Below are 19,522 nucleotides of genomic sequence, written 5' to 3'. Positions count from 1 at the left end.
CCCGCTCAGAACTCGATGCGCTCGCGGCGGGTGGCGCGCAGCGTGACCACGGACAGGATCAGGGTGAGCAGCAGCATGATCACGCCCATCGCGCAGGCGTAGCCGCTCTTGCCGAAGTACAGGAAGTTGCGCATCATCACCGTCGACATCACGTCGCTGTGGTGGTCGGGGCCGCCGCCGTAGGCGCCCATGTTCTGGGTCATCGAGGAGACCAGCACGAACATGTCCATGGCGACGATGCCCAGGTAGACCCAGGCCGTCTGCACGGTGTCCCACAGCAGGGGCAGGGTGATGCGGAAGAAGGACTGGGCGCGGCCGGCGCCGTCGATCAGCGCGGCCTCGTAGACGTCCCGGGGGATGGACTGCATGGCGGCCGAGAACAGCACCAGGTAGAAGCCGACGCCGTGCCAGACCACGACCAGCATCAGCGCCCACAGCACGATGTTGGGCTCGTTGAGCCATTCCACCGGGTTGTTCGCGTCGACCAGCCCGATCTTGATCAGGAAACCGTTCAGCAGGCCGCCGCCGTCGCTGCGGTACACGGCGTTGAAGAGCACCGCGAGAATCGCCAGCGAGAGCACCTGCGGGAAGAAGTAGACGACCTTGTAGAACTTCGATCCGGCGACTCCCTGGACGCCGCCGGCCCTGCTGCGCCCGCCCGCGTTCACCATGAAGGCGAAGAACAGGGCGAGCAGAATGGTGATCACCGGGATGAACACCAGGAACAGGATGTTGTGCCAGATGGCCTGCAGGAAGACGTCGTCGTCGAACAGTGCCCGGTAATTGTCCAGGCCGATGAAGGTGAAGGTCTGGGACTGGCCCTTCCAGTCGGTCAGCGAATAGCCGAACGTCTGGATGTACGGCCAGATCACGAAGATCAGATAAAGCGCCACGGGAACGAGGAGGAATCCCGCGACGAACCGGTACTGCCCTTTGCGCATGGCGTCCTGCTCCTGATATTCCGGTCAGTACCAACGCCCCGAAAGGGGCGCGGGGGCCGTCCGGCCGCCCGGGACGAGCCCGGTCGCGGCCCGGCCGCCCGCACCCCCTGCGGCGCATGCGGCGGAACTAGGCGTGACGGTTCTTCTTACTCGCCGGGTCCTTCGCCTGCTTGTCCACCGCGGCCTGACACCGCTTCAGCCACTCCTTCGGCTGGATGCGCTTGGCCATGAGCTCGTTGGACGCGTTCTGGAGGGCCGTGTCCATCTCGCTGTACCACTCGGGGTAGAGGTAGCGGAAGGTGTGGGAGCCGGCCGCCTTGGACGCCTCGACCGTGGACTGGGTGCCCGGGCGCAGCTTCACGCTCGGGTCCACGCCGTCCTTGAGGATGGTCAGCGAGTTCGCCTCCTTGGCGAACAGCGTCGACCACTCCTTGGAGAGCATGCGCCGCATGAACTCCTTGGCGCCGGGCAGGTTCTTCGCCTTGGCCGGGATGATGAACGGCTCGCCGGAGCCGGCCCGGATCGCCTCGAAGGGCATCTGCGAGCCGTCGAGCAGCGGCATCGGCAGGAACTTCATGTCGAAGTCGGCCGGCGTCTGCTTGAGCTGCTCGTTCTCCAGCCAGGAACCGCTGGTGATGAAGGCGGCCTTGTACTGGTTCCAGCGGGTCTGCGACTCGGTGTGGGTCAGGCCGTTGGTGCCGGGCATCAGCAGGCCCTTCTCCACGACCTCGTAGACCGCCTCGACGCCGGCCTGCGCCGCGTCGGAGCCGACGAACGCCTTCGGGTCGAGGTTGTCGATCGCCTTGACGGCGTCGATGCCGCCCGTCTTGGCGATCAGGTCCATGATGGCGACGTTGATGTAGTAGGGGTACTTGCCCTGGTGGGCGAGGCCGCCGATGCCCTGCTTCTTGGCGTCCTGGCAGATGGCGAGGAAGTCGTCCCAGGTCTTGGGCGGCGTCCAGCCCTTCTCCTTGAAGAGCTTGCCGGAGTACCACAGGCCCCAGACGGTGTAGATGTAGTTGAGGGCGACGACCTTGCCCTCCTGGACGCCCGGGTCGAGAGTGCCGGGGATCAGCAGGTCGCGGACCTTCTTGGAGGGGTCGTCGACCGACGGCGCGTCGAGGACCTCGGACAGGTCGAGCAGCTGGCCGTTCTTGTTGAGGACGTCGATCTTGATCTGCTGGGCGCCGGAGTCGTCGACGACGTCCGGCGGGTTGCCGGCGTTGAAGCGGGGCTGGAGCTTGCCGGTGATCTCCTGGGTGCCGGTGTGGGTGGAGGTGATGCCGAGCTTCTTGCTGAAGTCGGCCTCCCAGGCCTTGGCGTAGTCGTCGCCGTAACCGCCCTTGAAGACGACGACGTCGAGTTTGCTGCCCTTCTGCGCGCCGAACGGGTTGTCCTTGGACGTCTTGCCCTTGGTGTTGCCGTCGCTGGAGTTGTCGCCGCCGCCGCTGGCGCAGGCCGACAGCAGGCCCATGGCGGGTACGGAGATCAGGCCCAGTGCGGCGGACCGCTTGATCAGATCGCGGCGGCCGACACCCGGGGCGCCGGTGGTGCCGGAACCGTGGTTCTCGGCGGAAGTGGATCCCATGCTCAAGTCCTCGCCTTCTCCAGGACTCAGGCGGTGAACCGGATCCTGACCGGCACCGCTGTCGGGTCAAGCTGGGTCGTGCAGGAAGTACTCCGTGCGTCATCTACCGGGATCCGCCGGAAAACAAGGAGGCAGGCGCGTTTCGCGCGCCGAACCACCCTTTCCGGCTCCCCCCGGACCCGCTTCCGACCGGCCGAACGGTGTGGCGGGTGCCGACAGGTATAGTCCACTTCCAGCCGACGGAGCAAGATCGAATACAAGGTTCGCCGCCGGTCTTTTCCGAGTTGAGACCTCGCGGAAATATGAGCCGCCCGCGGGTTCCTTGACGGAAATATCCGTGACTTTGTGCCCGAATGCCACAGCCAACACCCTTGACATCCCTGGCCACTTGACTCCCTACTGGTCCTTGCGTGCCGAACTGACAACGTTGTCCAGCACGCGATAACCAGGGAGGGTGCCCTCACATGCGGCGCAGAGCACTGCACAGATGGTCTCCGGCGGTCGTCCTCACGGCCGCCTTTGTCATGGCCGTAGGCTCCCAGGGAGCGGCGGTCGCCCTGCCGGGCAAGGCCCCGGCGGCGGACCGGGAGTTCACGTCCTCGTTCGAGTCCGGCGACCGGGCCCCGGACTGGCTGAACACCGTCGACACCGCGCCCGGCGGCGGCAAGCGCGCCTCGGGCGTGGACGGCGGCTACAGCTCCGGCATTCCGGGCAATGTGGACGACCATGTCACGGACCTGCGGGCCAGCGGCGAGAACACGGGCGCGGGCGAGGTGAAGGAGAACCTCGTCGACGGCGAGTCCGGCACCAAGTGGCTGACGTTCGAGCCGACCGGCTGGGTCGAGTTCGACTTCGACAAGCCCGTGAAGATCACCCGATACGCCCTCACGTCCGCCAACGACTTCGCCGAGCGCGACCCGAAGGACTGGACCCTGCGGGCCTCGGCCGACGGCAAGGACTGGAAGACCGTCGACTCCCGCTCCGGCGAGTCCTTCTCCGAGCGCTTCCAGACCAAGACGTACGATCTGGCCGAGCCGGCCGAGTACCAGCACTTCCGGCTCGACGTCACCCGGAACAACGGCGCCTCGAACATAGTGCAGCTCGCGGACGTGCAGTTCTCCACGGGCGAGGGCGACGGCACGGTCCCGCAGGACATGCTCTCCCTCGTCGACCGCGGCCCGAGCGGCTCGCCCACCGCCAAGTCGGGCGCCGGCTTCACCGGCAAGCGCGCCCTGCGCTACGCCGGCCGGCACACCGCCAAGGGCCGGGCCTACTCGTACAACAAGGTCTTCGACGTCGATGTCAAGGTCACCCGCGACACCCAGCTGTCGTACCGGCTCTTCCCGTCGATGGCGGACGGCGACCGCGACTACGACGCCACCCGCGTCGCCGTGGACCTGGCGTTCACCGACGGGACGTATCTGAGCCGGCTGGGCGCGACCGACCAGCACGGATTCGGACTGAGCCCGCAGGCGCAGGGCGCGGCCAAGGTGCTGTACGTCAACCAGTGGAACAACGTGGTGTCGAGGATCGGATCGGTGGCGGCCGGCAAGACGGTCGACCGGATCCTGCTCGCCTACGACTCCCCCGCCGGCCCGGCGAAGTTCCGCGGCTGGCTGGACGACGTGACCATCAGGCAGGTGGCGCCGGAGAAGCCCAAGGCGCACCTGTCCGACTACGCGCTGACCACCCGCGGCACCAACTCCAGCGGCAGCTTCTCGCGCGGCAACAACTTCCCCGCGACCGCGCTGCCGCACGGGTTCAACTTCTGGACCCCGGTGACCAACGCGTCCTCGCTGAGCTGGCTGTACGAGTACGCACGGGCCAACAACGCCGACAACCTGCCGACGATCCAGGCGTTCAGCGCCAGCCATGAGCCGAGCCCCTGGATGGGCGACCGGCAGACCTTCCAGCTGATGCCGTCGGCCGCGGCCGGCACCCCGGACACCGGCCGCGCCGCCCGTGCGCTGGCCTTCCGGCACGAGAACGAGACCGCCCGCCCCTACTACTACGGGGTGACGTTCGAGAACGGTCTCAAGGCGGAGATGACGCCGACCGACCACGCGGCCGTGCTCCGCTTCACCTACCCCGGCGACGACGCGAGCGTGCTGTTCGACAACGTCACCGAGCAGGCGGGGCTGACCCTGGACAAGGAGCACGGCGTCGTCACCGGCTACTCGGACGTGAAGTCCGGGCTGTCCACGGGGGCGACGCGGCTGTTCGTCTACGGCGTCTTCGACAAGCCCGTCGAGGACGGCTCCGCCAGCGGGGTCAAGGGCTATCTGCGGTTCGACGCGGGCAAGGACCGCACGGTCACCCTGCGCCTGGCCACCTCCCTCATCAGCGTCGACCAGGCCAAGGACAACCTGGCCCAGGAGGTCCCGGACAAGGCGTCCTTCGACACCGTCCGGGCGCGCGCCCAGCGGGCCTGGGACGGGCTGCTCGGCAAGGTCGAGGTCCAGGGCGCCACGCCGGACCAGCTGACCACGCTCTACTCCAGCCTGTACCGGCTGTACCTGTACCCGAACTCGGGCTTCGAGAAGGTGGACGGCAAGGACCGGTACGCCTCCCCGTTCTCCCCGATGCCGGGCCAGGACACCCCGACGCACACCGGCGCCAAGGTCGTCGACGGCAAGGTGTACGTGAACAACGGCTTCTGGGACACCTACCGGACCACCTGGCCGGCGTACTCGCTGCTGACCCCGTCCCAGGCCGGCGAGATGGTCGACGGCTTCGTGCAGCAGTACAAGGACGGCGGCTGGACCTCGCGCTGGTCCTCCCCCGGCTACGCCGACCTGATGACCGGCACCTCCTCGGACGTGGCGTTCGCCGACGCGTACGTCAAGGGCGTGCACATGGACGCCGCGGCGGCCTACGACGCGGCGCTGAAGAACGCCACCGTCGTGCCCCCGTCCTCCGGCGTGGGCCGCAAGGGCATGAGCACCTCGCCGTTCCTCGGCTACACCAGCACGGCCACCGGCGAGGGCCTGTCGTGGGCGATGGAGGGCTACGTCAACGACTACGGCATCGCCAGGATGGGCGAGGCGCTCTACCGGAAGACCGGCAAGAAGCACTACAAGGAGGAGGCGCAGTACTTCCTCAACCGCGCCCAGGACTACGTGAAGCTCTTCGACTCCAAGGCGGGCTTCTTCCAGGGCCGTAACGCCAAGGGCGACTGGCGCGTGGACTCCGCCACGTACGACCCGCGCGTGTGGGGCTACGACTACACGGAGACCGACGGCTGGGGCTACGCCTTCACCGCCCCGCAGGACAGCCGCGGCCTGGCCAACCTGTACGGCGGCCAAAAGGCCCTGGCGCAGAAGCTGGACACCTACTTCGCCACCCCGGAGACGGCCTCCCCCGAGTTCGTCGGCTCCTACGGCGGGGTCATCCACGAGATGACCGAGGCGCGGGACGTGCGGATGGGCCAGTACGGCCACTCCAACCAGGTCGCGCACCACGTCACCTACATGTACGACGCCGCCGGCCGGCCGGACAGGACCCAGGAAAAGGTCCGCGAGGTGCTCTCCCGGCTCTACACCGGCAGCGAGATCGGCCAGGGCTACCACGGCGACGAGGACAACGGCGAGCAGTCGGCCTGGTACGTCTTCTCGGCGCTCGGCTTCTACCCGCTGGTGATGGGCAGCGGCGACTACGCGATCGGCTCCCCACTGTTCACCAAGGCGACCGTGCACCTGGAGAACGGCCGGGACCTCGTCGTCGAGGCGCCCCGCAACAGCGCGAAGAACATCTATGTGCAGGGCGTGCGGTTCAACGGCCGCGCGTGGAACTCCACCAGCCTGCCGCACTCGATGCTGTCCAAGGGCGGAGTGCTGCGGTTCGACATGGGCCCGCGCCCCTCGGCGTGGGGCACGGGCAGGAACGCGGCCCCGGTGTCCATCACCACCGGTGACAAGGCGCCCAGCCCCAGGGCGGACGTGCTGAAGGGCGAGGGGGCGCTGTTCGACGACACCTCCGCCACCGGCGCCACGGTGACGACGGTGGACCTGCCGGTCGCCGGCGCCACCAAGGCCGTCCAGTACACCCTGACCTCCTCGGGCGACCACGCCCGGGCGCCGGCGGGCTGGACGCTCCAGGCGTCGGCGGACGGCACCACCTGGAAGACGGTGGACCGGCGCTCGGGCGAGTCCTTCGCCTGGGACCGCCAGACCCGCCCGTTCACCATCGCCTCGCCGGGCACGTACCAGAAGTACCGGCTGGTCCTGGACGGCGCGTCGGCGCTGACGGAGGTGGAGCTGCTGGCCTGACCGACGACAGTGGGCACGAGGAAGGGGCGGGCCCTCGGGCCCGCCCCTTCCGGCTGTCCGGCCCCGCTACTTCGTGGCCAGGGTGAACACGTGCAGGTCGGTGTCGTCCGGGAGCGTCACCGACGCGATCCGCCTGCCCTCCGGCGCCTGGACGGGCCTGGTCGCGAACACATAGGTGGTCACCGGGTCCTTGTCGGCGCCCGCGACATTGCGGTACGCGGTCCGGGCGACGACCTCGTTGCCGTACTGGACGGTGCCGCCGCCTCCGCCGACGGTCCAGTCGGTGAAGGACAGGTCGACGGCGGTGGTGGTGCCGTCGGTGAAGGTGACGGTGGCCTTGGACTGCTGGTTGCCGTTGACCGCGCTGCCGACGAAGGACAGTGCGGTGGCGGGGGTGTCCAGTGCGATCCGCTGCCCGTGCGCGGAGGCGTTGTCGGGGCGGCCGGCCGGGGAGGCGGGCCAGGTGAAGGCCAGGCCGGCCACCGTGCCGTGCCCGCCGGGGGTGAGGCCCGCGGCGGCGAGGGCCTGGCGGGAGTAGCTCCAGCCGCCGCCGTCGTAGTCGGCCTCGTCGTGGTCGCCGTCGTCGTCGGAGACGCCGGTGTTGTCGTAGGCGGCCAGCAGGGTGCCGGGCGCCGCCACCGTCAGCGCCACGGGCTGCTCGTAGGAGGAGTCGCCCGAGGTGACGGTGACCTTCGCGTCGTAGAAGCCCTGCCCGGCGTCGCCGGCGGCGGTGAGGGTGATCTCCTGGGCGCCGCCGGTCACCGTGCCCGAGGCCGGGGCGGCCGTGACGCCCGCGGGAGTGCGGACCTCGAAGCGCACCTCGGGGCCCTGGCCGCCGCTCAGCGACACGGCACGGATGCCGATCCTCGCGCTGCCGCCGGGCGCGAGGGTCGCCGTGGTCGGTCCCACTCCGATCTGGTACGGCTGCTCGCCCTGCCGGAAGGAGAGCGGGGCGTCCGACGGGGCGCTGCCCCAGGCGCGGTCGGGCGTGGTGGACAGGGTGTAGTCCAGGCGGCCGCCGTCGCGGACGAAGGACGCCGGCAGCCACGGGCGGTCGCTCGCCCGGCCGTTCACCTTCAGCGACCGCACGTACGGCGCGTCCGCCGCCGCCCCGCTCGCGCGCACGGAGATGTCGTTGCCGCCCGGGCGGTGGATCTCGGCGCGCTCGAACAGCGGTGAGGCGAGGACGAGTTCGGCGCGCGAGGGCACCTGCGGGTACATGCCGAGGGCGGAGAAGACGTACCACGCGGACATGGCGCCGAGGTCGTCGTTGCCGGGGATGCCGCCCGGCTGGGCCGACCACAGCTGCCGCATGGCGGCACGGACCGTCTCCTGCGCCTTGTAGGGCGCGCCCGCGTAGTCGTACAGGTAGGGGACGTTGATCGAGGGCTCGTTGTCGAGTTCGGACTTGGCGCCGCCGTGGCCGGTGAGGGCCCAGCCGCCGTCGGCGTCGTGGAAGAAGGAGTCGAGGCGGGCGAGGGCCTTGTCACGGCCGCCCATCGCGGCGAACAGACCGGCCGGGTTGTGCTGGACCATCCAGGTGTACTGGGCCGCGGAGCCCTCGACGAACCCGTTGCCGGTGTCCGGGGTGAAGCCGGTGACCCAGCTGCCGTCGGCCTTGCGGTTGGCGATGTAGCCGCCGGTGGGGTCGGCGGCGATGTTGAAGTTGTTCTGCCACCACTGGGCGCGGCGGGCGAACTCGGCCGCGGTGTCCTTCCGTCCGGCCGCCGCGGCGAGCTGGGAGAGGGAGAAGTCGGCGGTGGACATCTCCAGGGTCTCGGCGGCGCCGCCCCAGGCGTTGGAGACCGACGGCATGTAGTGCGACTTCAGGTACTTGTCCAGGGAGGGCCGCTGGCCCACCGAGAGCACCGGCTTGCCCGCCGCGGACAGGTCCTGCTCGGTGGGCACGGTGGCCGCCTTCACCAGGGAGGCGAGCGCGCCCCTCAGGTCGAAGCCGGTGCCGCCGAAGGCGCGGATGCCGGCGAGCGCGGTCGGCGAGGGGTCGCCGTTCATCACGTGGGTGCCGCTCGCGCCGTGCAGCCAGCGGTCCCAGACGCCGCCGTTCTGCCGGGCCAGCTCGTACAGGGACTGGGCGATGTCGGAGCCGGTGCGCGGGCTGAGCAGGGTCAGCAGCTGCACCTGGTCGCGGTAGACGTCCCAGCCGGAGAAGGTGCCGTACTGCGCCTGGTGGCCGCGGCCGACCGTGTGCACCTTGCCGTCGGGGCCGCGGTATCTGCGGTCGGCGTCGCTGATGACGTTGGGATGCAGCAGGGCGTGGTAAAGCGCGGTGTAGAAGGTGGTGCGCTCCTCGTCGGTGCCGCCGCCGACCCGGATCGCGGACAGCCTCTCGCGCCAGGCGCGGCGGGCGGCGTCCCGCACCGAGTCGAACGAGCGCTTCGGCGGGTTCTCCGCGGCCAGGTTGGCCTCCGCGCCGGCCTGGCCGACGTAGGAGATGCCCACCTTGACGCCGACGGGTCCGTCGCCCGGCGCGAACCGCACATAGCCGCCGGCGCCCTTGCCGGCCACGGGCCGCCCGCCGTTGGAGAAGCCGCCGGTACCGCCGCTCGCGGAGGTGGAGCCCGGGTTCAGCCTGTCGTCCTGCCAGGTGCCGGTGGCCGCGAAGGCGCGGTCGAAGCGGGCGGTGAAGTAGAGGGTGTAGTAGGCGCGGCGGCCCTCGGGGTCGAGGTAGCCGCAGAAGTTGCCCGAGGTGACGGAACCGGAGACGGTCCGGTGGGCGGGGTCGATGGTGACCGTGGAAGCGGTCGAGCCGACCTCGGAGTTGGCGGTCCGGATCAGCAGGGAGGCCGGCTTGTCCGAGGGGTAGGTGAAGCGGGCGGAGCCGGTGCGGGCCGTCGCCGTGAGGTCGGCGGTGACGCCGGAGGCGAGGGTCACCTTGTAGCGGCCGGGCTCGGCCCGCTCGTCGCCGTGCTGGAAGCCGGAGGCGTAGACGGCGTCCTTGGTGTCGGCGGCCGGCGAGGTGGTGACCTCGCCGGCGTACGGGAAGAGCGGTATGTCGCCGCTGCCGCCCGCGCAGCCGGTGCCGGACATGTGGGTCAGGCTGAAGCCGCGGATGCGGGTGGCGTCGTACTGGTAGCCGCCGGGCGCGGCGGTTCTCGTCGCGTCACCGCGGGTGTTCTCCGGGCTGAAGGAGAGCATCCCGAAGGGCGTGACGGCGCCCGGGAAGACGTTGCCGCCGTTCCTGGTGCCGATGAGCGGGTCGACGTACCCGGTGGGGTCCTGGACCAGGGCGGCCGGCCGGGAACCGGGCGGTGCGGCGGTCGCCGCCAGGGCGGGAGTGGCGCCGCCGGCCGTGAGCACCGCGGCCAGCAGCAGGGACATGGGACGGAAACGCATGACGCGGCCCCTCCTCCTTCGGACGGGTCGCGCACCACAGGTCGCACAAGCCGCAGGGACAGTAGCGTGCGCCGGTGGTACGGCGGAAGAGCGCGTACCGGAGCGGGGGCGCGCACCGCCACTCACACGGGTGGCTGGACGCCAAGTTGCTTGACATCGTTGTCCGTTGAGGCGGTACAGTCATGCGCAGACCATTACGACAACGTTGTCGCACCCTGGTCGCACAAGCCGGTACTGCCCGGGCGGGCGTCTTCCCCCCTTCGCCCGCCCGACTCGCGGACCCGGTGGCCGTCGACCCGGCCACCGGGTCCGCCCCCCGTGTCGAGCGAGCGGGGTGGGAGCGAACCCGGAGGGCGGGTTCCGGTCCGCCGTCATGGGAGCGCTCCCATCCCGCCTTGCCCCGTGAAGCTAGCGCGTTGCGGCGCCGCTGTAAACGGGTGGGGCGTGCGTGCGCGCTGTCGCTGCGCTGATGCGCGCGGTTTTCGGCGCGCGACTGGGCTGCCGGCGCGCGGCTCCCGGCCCGCGGCTCCCGGCGCGCTGGCGCGCGGCCCGGCTCGGCTTCCGGCGTGCTGATCGGCTGCTGACTGCCGACCGCCGGCGCGCTGCCCGGTTGCCAGCACCCAACTCCCGGCCCGTGGCCCGGCTCCCGACTCCCGGCTCGGCTGCCAGCTCCCGGCGCGCGGCTCCCGGCGCGCGGTTGGGCTGCCGGCTCCCGGCGCCCGGCACGCTGCCCGGCGCGCGGCTCCCGACTGCCGCCTCCCGGCTGCCGGCGCGCTGCCCGGCACCCGGCGCGCGGCTGGGCTGCGGCTGCCGACTCTCGGCGCCCGGCACGCGGCGCGCTGCCCGGCCGTCGACTACTGGCGCGCCGCTCCCGGCGCGCGGCTGTGCTGCCGGCTCCCGGCGCGCTGCCCGGCTGCCGGCGCGCGGCCCGGCACCCGGCGCGCGGCTCGGCTGCCAACTGCCGGCTCCCGGCGCGCGGCTCGACTGCCGGCGCCCGGCCGGGCTGCTGGCTGCTGGCGCGCGGCGCGCTGCCCGGCACCCGGCACCCGGCACCCGGCGTCCGGCGCGCGGCTCCCGGCGCGCGGCCCGGCACCCGGCGCGCGGCTCGGCTGCCAACTGCCGGCTCCCGGCGCGCGGCCCGGCACCCGGCGAGCGGCTCGGCTGCCAACTGCCGGCTCCCGGCGCGCGGCTCGACTGCCGGCTCCCGGCCGCCGGCTGCCGGCGCGCGGCTCCCGGCGCCCGGCCGGGCTGCTGGCTGCTGGCGCACCCGGCGCGCGGCTCGGCTGCCGACTCCGGCTGCCAGCTGCCAGTTGCCGGCTCTCGGCCCCGCGGCTCTCCCTGACACACCGTCACCGTGGCGCCGGCGCTTCTTGCGCGCCGGCGCCTTTTCGTGCGCCGGTACCGTCTTCCGTGCGCCGATCGCACTTCGCGCACCCGTTTGTGGGGCGGCAGCACGCTCAACGGGAGCACGGGCGGCGGCTGACACGTTGTCCGCATGTGACGACCGGAGGCGGGGGGCGCGTACGCGCCGCTTCTGCGCCCCCCGCGCACCACCAGCGCTGGAATACGCCACCGTGTCGTGCAATTGCATTCGGCTATAGGCTGATAGCTCGATGCATAATGACAGGGGCCGAACGCCACGAACTTTTTGTGCATGGCTGACGGAGCGCGGGGTACGCGCACGGTCGAAGGAGCGGCGATGACACCCCCTGTGGATCCAAGCCTGAACCGGCGCAAGCTGCGCCTTGCCCTACGACAAGCCCGGGAGCGGGCCGGACTGAGCCAGCGTGAGGCCGCCGAGCGGGTCGAGTGGTCGCAGTCCAAGCTCATCCGCGTGGAGACCGGCACGGTGAGCGTGTCCGTCAGCGACCTGCGCGCCCTGCTGTCCCTGTACGCCGTCACGGACCCCGCCCAGGTGCACGATCTCGAGGAGGCCGCGCGCGGCAGCAAGGGGCCGAGCTGGTGGTCCAAGTACCACGACGTGGTCACGCCGCAGTTCGCCCAGTACCTGGGCTACGAGAGCGCCGCCACGTCACTGCACACCTACCACCCCATCGTGGTGCCCGGGCATCTGCAGACCCGCGGCTACGCCGACGCCCTGCTCGCCCCCCGTGGCCTGAGCCCCGAACGGGCGGCGCGCGTGGTGGATCTGAGGATGGAGCGGCAGAGCCGGATGTTCGACGGCTCCGGGCACCCCGCGACCGTGTTCGTGCTGGACGAGGCCGCGGTCCGCCGGCAGATCGGCGGCCCGCGGGTGCTCGCCGAGCAGTTGCAGCAACTCCTCGACCTCGGCGCCCGGGAAGGCATCTCGATCCGGGTGCTGCCCTTCGCGGCCGGGGCGCACTACAGCACCCTGGGCAGCTTCGTCCTCCTGGGTTTCCCGGACGACGACGATCTGCTGTACCTGGAACACGCCGCCGGCAGCATGACCGGCGGCGAGGACCTCGAACTGCTGGCCCGTTACCAGGAGTGCTTCCGGACGATCACGGATCTTGCGCTCGGCGACGCCGAGTCCCTCGACCTGATCGATCACATCAAGCAAGACCTCGGGACCCGCTAGGCACTAGGGGGCGCACGGCTTTCGGAGCCAGGGGGAGGACCGACGTGGTCTTCAGGTCGACATGGCAGGGCCTGCAACAGTGGGTCCGGACCTATGTGTTCGGGGGCGCCGAGCCCGCTCCCGGGCTGACCGACGAAGAGCTCAAGGCGCAGGCCATACAGGACGAGAGGCAGACGCGGAACCTCATAGCGATAGAGAACGCGCGCGGCGCGGTGAAGACGAGGCAGCTGGCCGTGGTCGGGGGCTTCGCGCTGCTGGCGCTCGTGGCCGTGCTGGTGTGTGTGCTGATGGCCGTCCGCATGGCCAAGGGTCTGGAGCTGCCGTGGTCCCGGATGGGCACCGCAGTGGGCTCGCTGCTCGGCGCGTCCGGGATCACCGGAGCGGTCTGGGCGGGGATACGCGCCTTCAGGCGGCGCAGGAGCGCGGCCGCTACTCCGGCGAACCCGTCCGCGAACCCTGCGGAAGGCGACCCGGACCAGGTGGGGACGGCGTAACGGGACGGCCCGCCCGCCACACCCCGGCGGCGACGGCGATCGCCACGGCGACCACCGCCCAGACGATCCTCTTGGCGAGCGCTCCCTCGACGGCAAGGGAGGCGAGGGCGGCGGCGAGCGTCGCCACGGCACCGGCGGCCAGGGTGAAGGTGATCGCGCCCGTCACCGCGGGCCCCCGGGACGTCCTCCTGTCGGAATGCTGCGCCGCGGATGCACCGGCATTCATAAGGCCCCCTACCTCCTGGCGATGGCTTGACAACGACGTCATGAGCCGGCCAACTCCCCCTGCGTCACCGCGTGCAGGAACTCCTTCCAGGCAGGGGCGGTGAAGCGCACGGACGCGCGGTGGGGCGTCTTGGAGTCACGCGCCAGGACGCCGTCGTGTCCCACGGCGACCTCGAGGCACTCGCTCTCATTGCCGCACATGCTGCTCCTGCGCCACAAGGGTCCCCCCTCCCGCACCACCTCAGCCCCCCTGCTTCCCCCGATGTGCCCGATGGTGCCCGACCAGATTAGGGGACGGTTGTGCACCAGCGCAGGCAAGTACCCCAATCGTCGGACCCCGGAAACACCCCTGGCAGCCGAAGGACTACTTTCGGCTACCTGTTGCCAGGTTAGGGGCCGCCCTCATCGGCCGCCATACGGGAACCGGTCGACATTCCGTACGTCCGGACCGCCGTCCGCCGCAGGCGAGGCGGCCCACCCGACCCGCACGCCCGCCCGGACCGCGCGCCACCCGACCCGCACGCCCGCCCGGACCGCGCGCCCGCCCGTGACGGCGCGGGCCGCACACTCCCCGGGGACGGCGCGAGCCGCACCCCCGTTGCCGGGGATGCGGCCCTGTGGTCCGTCCGGCTGCCCTGCCCGGACCGTTGCCTGCCGGTCCGTTACTTGCGGATCAGGCTGCGCAGCACGTACTGCATGATGCCGCCGTTGCGGTAGTAGTCCGCCTCACCGGGGGTGTCGATGCGGACGACCGCGTCGAACTCGACGCCGGTGTCGGTGGTGACCTTCACCGTGCGCGGCGTGGTGCCCTCGTTGAGCTCGGTGACGCCGGTGATGGAGAAGGTCTCCTCGCCGGTCAGACCGAGGGTGGAGGCGGTGTGGCCCTCCGGGAACTGCAGCGGCAGGACGCCCATGCCGATGAGGTTGGAGCGGTGGATGCGCTCGTAGGACTCGGCGATGACGGCCTTGACGCCGAGCAGGGCCGTGCCCTTGGCCGCCCAGTCGCGCGAGGAACCCGAGCCGTACTCCTTGCCGGCCAGGACGACCAGCGGGATGCCCTGCTCGATGTAGTTGCGCGAGGCGTCGTAGATGAAGGAGACCGGGCCGCCTTCCTGGGTGAAGTCGCGGGTGTAGCCGCCCTCGGTGCCCGGCGCGATCTGGTTGCGCAGGCGGATGTTGGCGAACGTGCCGCGGATCATGACCTCGTGGTTGCCGCGGCGGGAGCCGTAGCTGTTGAAGTCGCGGCGCTCGACGCCGTGCTCCGTGAGGTACTGGCCGGCCGGGGTGTCGGCCTTGATGGCTCCGGCCGGGGAGATGTGGTCGGTGGTGACCGAGTCGCCGAGCTTGGCGAGCACCCGGGCGCCGGTGATGTCCTCGACCGGCTCCGGCTCCTGGCCCATGCCCTCGAAGTACGGGGGCTTGCGCACGTAGGTGGACTCCGGGTCCCACTCGAAGGTGTTGCCGGTCGGGATCGGCAGCGACTGCCACTGGGCGTCGCCGGCGAACACGTCGGAGTAGGACTTGGAGAACATGTCCTCGCCGATGGCGTTGGCGACGACGTCGTTGACCTCGGCCTCGCTCGGCCAGATGTCCTTCAGGAAGACGGGGTTGCCGTCCTGGTCGACGCCGAGGGCGTCCCGGGTGATGTCCACCTTCATGGAGCCCGCGATGGCGTAGGCGACGACCAGCGGCGGGGACGCCAGGTAGTTCATCTTGACGTCGGGGTTGATCCGGCCCTCGAAGTTGCGGTTGCCGGACAGCACCGAGGTGACGGCGAGGTCGTGCTCGTTGACGGCCTGGGAGACCTCCTCCGGCAGCGGGCCGGAGTTGCCGATGCAGGTGGTGCAGCCGTAGCCGACGAGGTTGAAGCCCAGCTTGTCCAGGTACGGGGTCAGGCCGGCCTTGTCGTAGTAGTCCATGACCACCTTGGACCCCGGCGCCAGCGTGGTCTTGACCCACGGCTTGCGGGTCAGGCCCTTCTCCACCGCCTTCTTGGCCACCAGCGCGGCGGCGACCATGACGTACGGGTTGGAGGTGTTGGTGCAGGAGGTGATGGCCGCGACGGTGACCGCGCCGTGGTCCAGCTCGTAGGCGGTGCCGTCGGGGGCGACGACGGGGACCGGGTTGGACGGGGCGCCGTTCGGGATGGTGGACGGGGCGTCGGAGCCGGGGAAGGACTCCTTGCTGGCCTCGTACTCGTCGTTGACGTAGTTGCGGACGTCCTGCTTGAACTGCTCGGCGGCACGCGACAGGACGATGCGGTCCTGCGGGCGCTTGGGGCCGGCGATGGACGGGACGACCGTGGACAGGTCCAGCTCGAGCTTCTCGGAGTAGTCCGGCTCGGCGTTCGGGTCCAGCCAGAGGCCCTGCTCCTTGGCGTACGTCTCGACGAGCGCGAGCTGCTGCTCGGGACGGCCGGTCAGGCGCATGTAGTTGATGGTCTCATCGTCGATCGGGAAGATCGCGGCGGTGGAGCCGAACTCCGGCGACATGTTGCCGATGGTGGCGCGGTTGGCGAGGCTCGTGGCGGCCACGCCCTCGCCGTAGAACTCGACGAACTTGCCGACGACACCGTGCTTGCGCAGCATCTCGGTGATGGTCAGCACCAGGTCGGTGGCGGTGGTGCCGGTGGGCAGCTCGCCGGTGAGCTTGAAGCCGACGACGCGCGGGATCAGCATGGAGACCGGCTGGCCGAGCATGGCGGCCTCGGCCTCGATGCCGCCGACGCCCCAGCCGAGGACGCCGAGGCCGTTGACCATGGTGGTGTGCGAGTCGGTGCCGACCAGCGTGTCGGGGTAGGCCTTGCCGTCGCGGACCATGACGACACGGGCCAGGTGCTCGATGTTCACCTGGTGGACGATGCCGGTGCCGGGCGGGACGACCTTGAACTCGTCGAAGGCGGTCTGGCCCCAGCGCAGGAACTGGTAGCGCTCCTTGTTGCGGCCGTACTCCAGCTCGACGTTCTGCTGGAAGGCGTCGTTGGTGCCGAACTTGTCGGCGATGACGGAGTGGTCGATGACCAGCTCGGCCGGGGCGAGCGGGTTGATCTTCGCCGGGTCGCCGCCCAGCTCCTTGACGGCCTCGCGCATGGTGGCGAGGTCGACGACACAGGGCACGCCGGTGAAGTCCTGCATGATCACGCGGGCCGGCGTGAACTGGATCTCCTGCGACGGCTGGGCCTGGGAGTCCCAGTTGCCGAGGGCGCGGATGTGGTCGGCGGTGATGTTCGCGCCGTCCTCGGTGCGGAGCAGGTTCTCCAGCAGGACCTTCAGGCTGTAAGGCAGTCGGGCCGAGCCCTCGACCTTGTCAAGCCGGAAGATCTCGTACGACTCGTCGCCCACCTGCAGCGTGCTGCGGGCGTCGAAGCTGTTCGCCGACACGACAGTCTCCTTCATTGATGTGCGCGTACCACCACGATCCTGCCGCCACGGCAACTGGACCTCTCCGCTCAGGTAAGGCTAAGTTAGGTAACCCTTACCGGGTGGCGGCTGCGGTGCTCCTCGGCAGATATCTCGATGTCGAGATAACTCTAGTACATGAGGGCCGGATGGTCATGTGCGGCCCGGCGCCGGACGGGGCGCCGGGCCGCTCTCGCGGGCGTGTGCACACCGGGTACCCCGGCGGGGCGGGGTAGGCCGGCGGGGGCGACGAGCGAGGCCGCCGGCACGCGCAGGCGGCCCAAGCCGCCCGCACGCACAGGCGGGCCCGCACACAGGCATCCCCTTGCCCCGCCCACGTTGCCCCGCCCACGCGAGGAGCGTGCCGCGAGCCGACGCCGAGCCGAGGCCGAGGCGACACCCCCGCGAGCCGACGCCGGACCGCCGCCCGGCAGACCGACGCCGAACCGCTGCCCCGCAGGCCGACGCCGGACCGCTGCCCCGCAGGCCGACGCCGGACCGCTGCGAACCGCCTTCCCGCGGGGCAACTCCCCCACAGGTGCGCCCCGCCCGCCCATAGCGGCGTCAAGTCCGGGTATCCGGTGGGGGCAAGACGGCGCAGACGACGGCTCGTGAAGGAGGCAGGGCATGCCGCTCACATTCCGCAAGAGCTTCCGCATCCTCCCGGGGGTGCGGCTGAACATCAACAAACGTTCCTGGTCCCTCACCACCGGCGGCCGCAAGGGCCCGCGACACACCCACAGCAGTACCGGACGTAGTACGACATCGATGGATTTGCCTGGGCCGTTCGGGTGGCGTAGCACCCGTACACGCAGGGACCGGTGACGCGATGTCACCCGAATGGACCCCCCGAGAGGTGCCATCTCATATCTGAGATAACCTCAGCCCCATGGCAGACGACTACCTCGTACGCATCGGCAAGCTCATCCGCGACGCCCGGCAGCACCGCGGCTGGACGCAGGCGCAGCTGGCCGAGGCACTCGGCACCAGCCAGAGCGCCGTCAATCGCATCGAGCGCGGAAACCAGAACATCAGCCTTGAGATGATCGCCCGCATCGGCGAAGCCCTGGACAGCGAGATCGTCTCGCTCGGGTACGCCGGCCCGATGCATCTGCGGGTGGTCGGCGGCCGCCGGCTGTCCGGCGCCATCGACGTCAAGACGAGCAAGAACGCGTGCGTGGCCCTGCTGTGCGCCTCGCTGCTCAACAAGGGGCGCACGGTGCTGCGCCGGGTGGCGCGGATCGAGGAGGTCTACCGCCTCCTGGAGGTGCTGGGGTCCATCGGGGTGCGCACCCGCTGGATCAACGACGGGGTGGATCTGGAGATCGTGCCCCCGGCCGGCCTCGACCTGGACTCCATCGACGCCGAGGCGGCCGTGCGCACCCGCTCCATCATCATGTTCCTCGGCCCGCTGCTGCACCGACTGGACCGCTTCAAGCTGCCGTACGCGGGCGGCTGCGACCTGGGGACGCGGACCATCGAGCCGCACATGATCGCGCTGCGCAGGTTCGGGCTCGAGGTGGCGGCCACCGAGGGCCACTACCACGCCACGGTGGACCGCTCCGTGCGCCCGGACCGCCCGATCGTGCTCACCGAGCGCGGCGACACCGTGACCGAGAACGCGCTGCTGGCGGCGGCGCGCCACGACGGCGTGACCGTCATCCGCAACGCCTCCTCCAACTACATGGTCCAGGACCTGTGCTTCTTCCTGGAGGCGCTCGGCGTCAAGGTGGAGGGCGTGGGCACCACCACGCTCACCGTGCACGGCGTGCCGGTCATCGACGTGGACGTGGACTACTCCCCCAGCGAGGACCCGGTGGAGGCGATGAGCCTGCTGGCCGCCGCCGTGGTCACCGAGTCGGAGCTGACGGTGCGCCGGGTGCCGATCGAGTTCCTCGAGATCGAGCTCGCGGTCCTGGAGGAGATGGGCCTCGACCACGACCGCACCCCGGAGTACCACGCCGACAACGGCCGCACCCGGCTGGTGGACCTCACCGTGCGCCCCTCCAAGCTGGAGGCGCCCATCGACAAGATCCACCCGATGCCGTTCCCCGGCCTGAACATCGACAACGTGCCGTTCTTCGCGGCCATCGCCGCGACCGCCCAGGGCAAGACCCTCATTCACGACTGGGTCTACGACAACCGCGCCATCTACCTGACGGACCTCAACCGCCTCGGCGGCCGGCTGCAACTCCTCGACCCGCACCGGGTCCTGGTGGAGGGCCCGACCCGCTGGCGCGCCGCCGAGATGATGTGCCCGCCGGCACTGCGCCCCGCGGTGGTCGTCCTGCTGGCGATGATGGCCGCCGAGGGCACCTCGGTCCTGCGCAACGTCTACGTCATCAACCGCGGCTACGAGGACCTCGCGGAGCGGCTGAACTCGATCGGGGCGCAGATCGAGACGTTCCGGGACATCTGACGGGCGAACGCCACTGCGCCCCGTCCGACCTGCGGTGCAGCGGGTAAGGGAGGGGCGCGGCGGCATCCGTGGGACTTCTCCGGGACTGTGGGCGTCGATGGCGATGGCGAGCGCTGAACCGGAGTTCGTCGGGGTGGGGGGGGGGGGGGGGGGGACCCCCCCCCCCCCCCCCCCGCCCCCCCCCCCCCCCCCCCGGGGGGGGGGGGGGGGGCGCGGCCCCCCCCCCAAAGGGGGTGTTAAGCGTTGTGGAACCCCCCGCCGCCACCCCCCCCCAC

Annotated in this window: 10 protein-coding genes; 5 read left to right on the top strand and 5 right to left on the bottom strand. The window is 70.8% G+C overall.

The window, feature by feature from the left end; all coding sequences use genetic code 11:
• Positions 1 to 5: 5 nt before the first annotated feature.
• Positions 6 to 941, bottom strand: a complete 936-nt coding sequence (locus ACI2LW_RS29270; protein WP_404734249.1) for a carbohydrate ABC transporter permease — start codon at positions 939 to 941, stop codon at positions 6 to 8.
• Between the two features lie 127 nt (positions 942 to 1,068).
• The gene (ngcE, locus tag ACI2LW_RS29265; RefSeq protein ID WP_404734248.1) at positions 1,069 to 2,529 is read right to left on the bottom strand and encodes an N-acetylglucosamine/diacetylchitobiose ABC transporter substrate-binding protein; all 1,461 of its coding nucleotides are present in this window, start codon (positions 2,527 to 2,529) and stop codon (positions 1,069 to 1,071) included.
• Positions 2,530 to 2,993: 464 nt separating this feature from the next.
• Here ngcE and ACI2LW_RS29260 point away from each other — a divergent pair, with 464 nt between their 5' ends.
• The gene (locus ACI2LW_RS29260) at positions 2,994 to 6,797 is read left to right on the top strand and encodes a GH92 family glycosyl hydrolase (RefSeq protein WP_404734247.1); all 3,804 of its coding nucleotides are present in this window, start codon (positions 2,994 to 2,996) and stop codon (positions 6,795 to 6,797) included.
• 66 nt (positions 6,798 to 6,863) lie between these two features.
• On the opposite strand, the gene ACI2LW_RS29255 is transcribed toward ACI2LW_RS29260, so the two are convergent.
• Positions 6,864 to 10,151 (bottom strand): GH92 family glycosyl hydrolase, encoded by a 3,288-nt coding sequence (locus ACI2LW_RS29255; RefSeq protein ID WP_404734246.1) that lies wholly within the window; start codon positions 10,149 to 10,151, stop codon positions 6,864 to 6,866.
• 1,699 nt (positions 10,152 to 11,850) lie between these two features.
• Between ACI2LW_RS29255 and ACI2LW_RS29250 the strand changes: the two genes are divergently transcribed.
• Together ACI2LW_RS29250 and ACI2LW_RS29245 are read left to right on the top strand one after the other, a co-directional pair.
• Positions 11,851 to 12,711, top strand: a complete 861-nt coding sequence (locus tag ACI2LW_RS29250; protein WP_404734245.1) for a helix-turn-helix domain-containing protein — start codon at positions 11,851 to 11,853, stop codon at positions 12,709 to 12,711.
• Between the two features lie 44 nt (positions 12,712 to 12,755).
• Positions 12,756 to 13,205, top strand: coding sequence for a hypothetical protein (locus ACI2LW_RS29245; protein WP_404734244.1), 450 nt, complete (start codon positions 12,756 to 12,758; stop codon positions 13,203 to 13,205).
• 264 nt (positions 13,206 to 13,469) lie between these two features.
• Here the strand turns inward: ACI2LW_RS29245 and ACI2LW_RS29240 are convergent, their stop codons facing one another.
• Together ACI2LW_RS29240 and acnA are read right to left on the bottom strand one after the other, a co-directional pair.
• A complete protein-coding gene (locus ACI2LW_RS29240; RefSeq protein ID WP_404734296.1) occupies positions 13,470 to 13,667 on the bottom strand; it encodes a DUF397 domain-containing protein in 198 nt (65 codons plus the stop codon).
• 425 nt (positions 13,668 to 14,092) lie between these two features.
• Entirely contained in the window at positions 14,093 to 16,810 is a 2,718-nt protein-coding gene (gene acnA, locus ACI2LW_RS29235; protein ID WP_404734243.1) for an aconitate hydratase AcnA, read from the bottom strand.
• Positions 16,811 to 17,455: 645 nt separating this feature from the next.
• Here acnA and ACI2LW_RS29230 point away from each other — a divergent pair.
• A complete protein-coding gene (locus tag ACI2LW_RS29230; RefSeq protein ID WP_404734242.1) occupies positions 17,456 to 17,653 on the top strand; it encodes a DUF4236 domain-containing protein in 198 nt (65 codons plus the stop codon).
• Positions 17,654 to 17,717: 64 nt separating this feature from the next.
• On the top strand, positions 17,718 to 19,247 hold the full coding sequence (locus ACI2LW_RS29225) for a helix-turn-helix domain-containing protein (RefSeq protein ID WP_404734241.1): 1,530 nt from the start codon (positions 17,718 to 17,720) through the stop codon (positions 19,245 to 19,247).
• Positions 19,248 to 19,522: the final 275 nt, after the last annotated feature.

The organism is Streptomyces sp. NPDC004065 (assembly GCF_044903565.1).
GTDB lineage: Bacteria > Actinomycetota > Actinomycetes > Streptomycetales > Streptomycetaceae > Streptomyces.
This window is presented reverse-complemented; position numbering and strand designations above follow the sequence as displayed.

What these genes read in the sequence shown, in the direction of transcription:
- ACI2LW_RS29230 (WP_404734242.1), top strand. Translation starts at nt 17,456, where the DNA reads ATGCCGCTCACATTCCGCAAGAGCTTCCGCATCCTCCCGGGGGTGCGG.
- ACI2LW_RS29250 (WP_404734245.1), top strand. Translation starts at nt 11,851, where the DNA reads ATGACACCCCCTGTGGATCCAAGCCTGAACCGGCGCAAGCTGCGCCTT.
- ACI2LW_RS29225 (WP_404734241.1), top strand. Translation starts at nt 17,718, where the DNA reads ATGGCAGACGACTACCTCGTACGCATCGGCAAGCTCATCCGCGACGCC.
- ACI2LW_RS29260 (WP_404734247.1), top strand. Translation starts at nt 2,994, where the DNA reads ATGCGGCGCAGAGCACTGCACAGATGGTCTCCGGCGGTCGTCCTCACG.
- ACI2LW_RS29255 (WP_404734246.1), bottom strand. Translation starts at nt 10,151, where the DNA reads ATGCGTTTCCGTCCCATGTCCCTGCTGCTGGCCGCGGTGCTCACGGCC.
- ACI2LW_RS29270 (WP_404734249.1), bottom strand. Translation starts at nt 941, where the DNA reads ATGCGCAAAGGGCAGTACCGGTTCGTCGCGGGATTCCTCCTCGTTCCC.
- ngcE (WP_404734248.1), bottom strand. Translation starts at nt 2,529, where the DNA reads ATGGGATCCACTTCCGCCGAGAACCACGGTTCCGGCACCACCGGCGCC.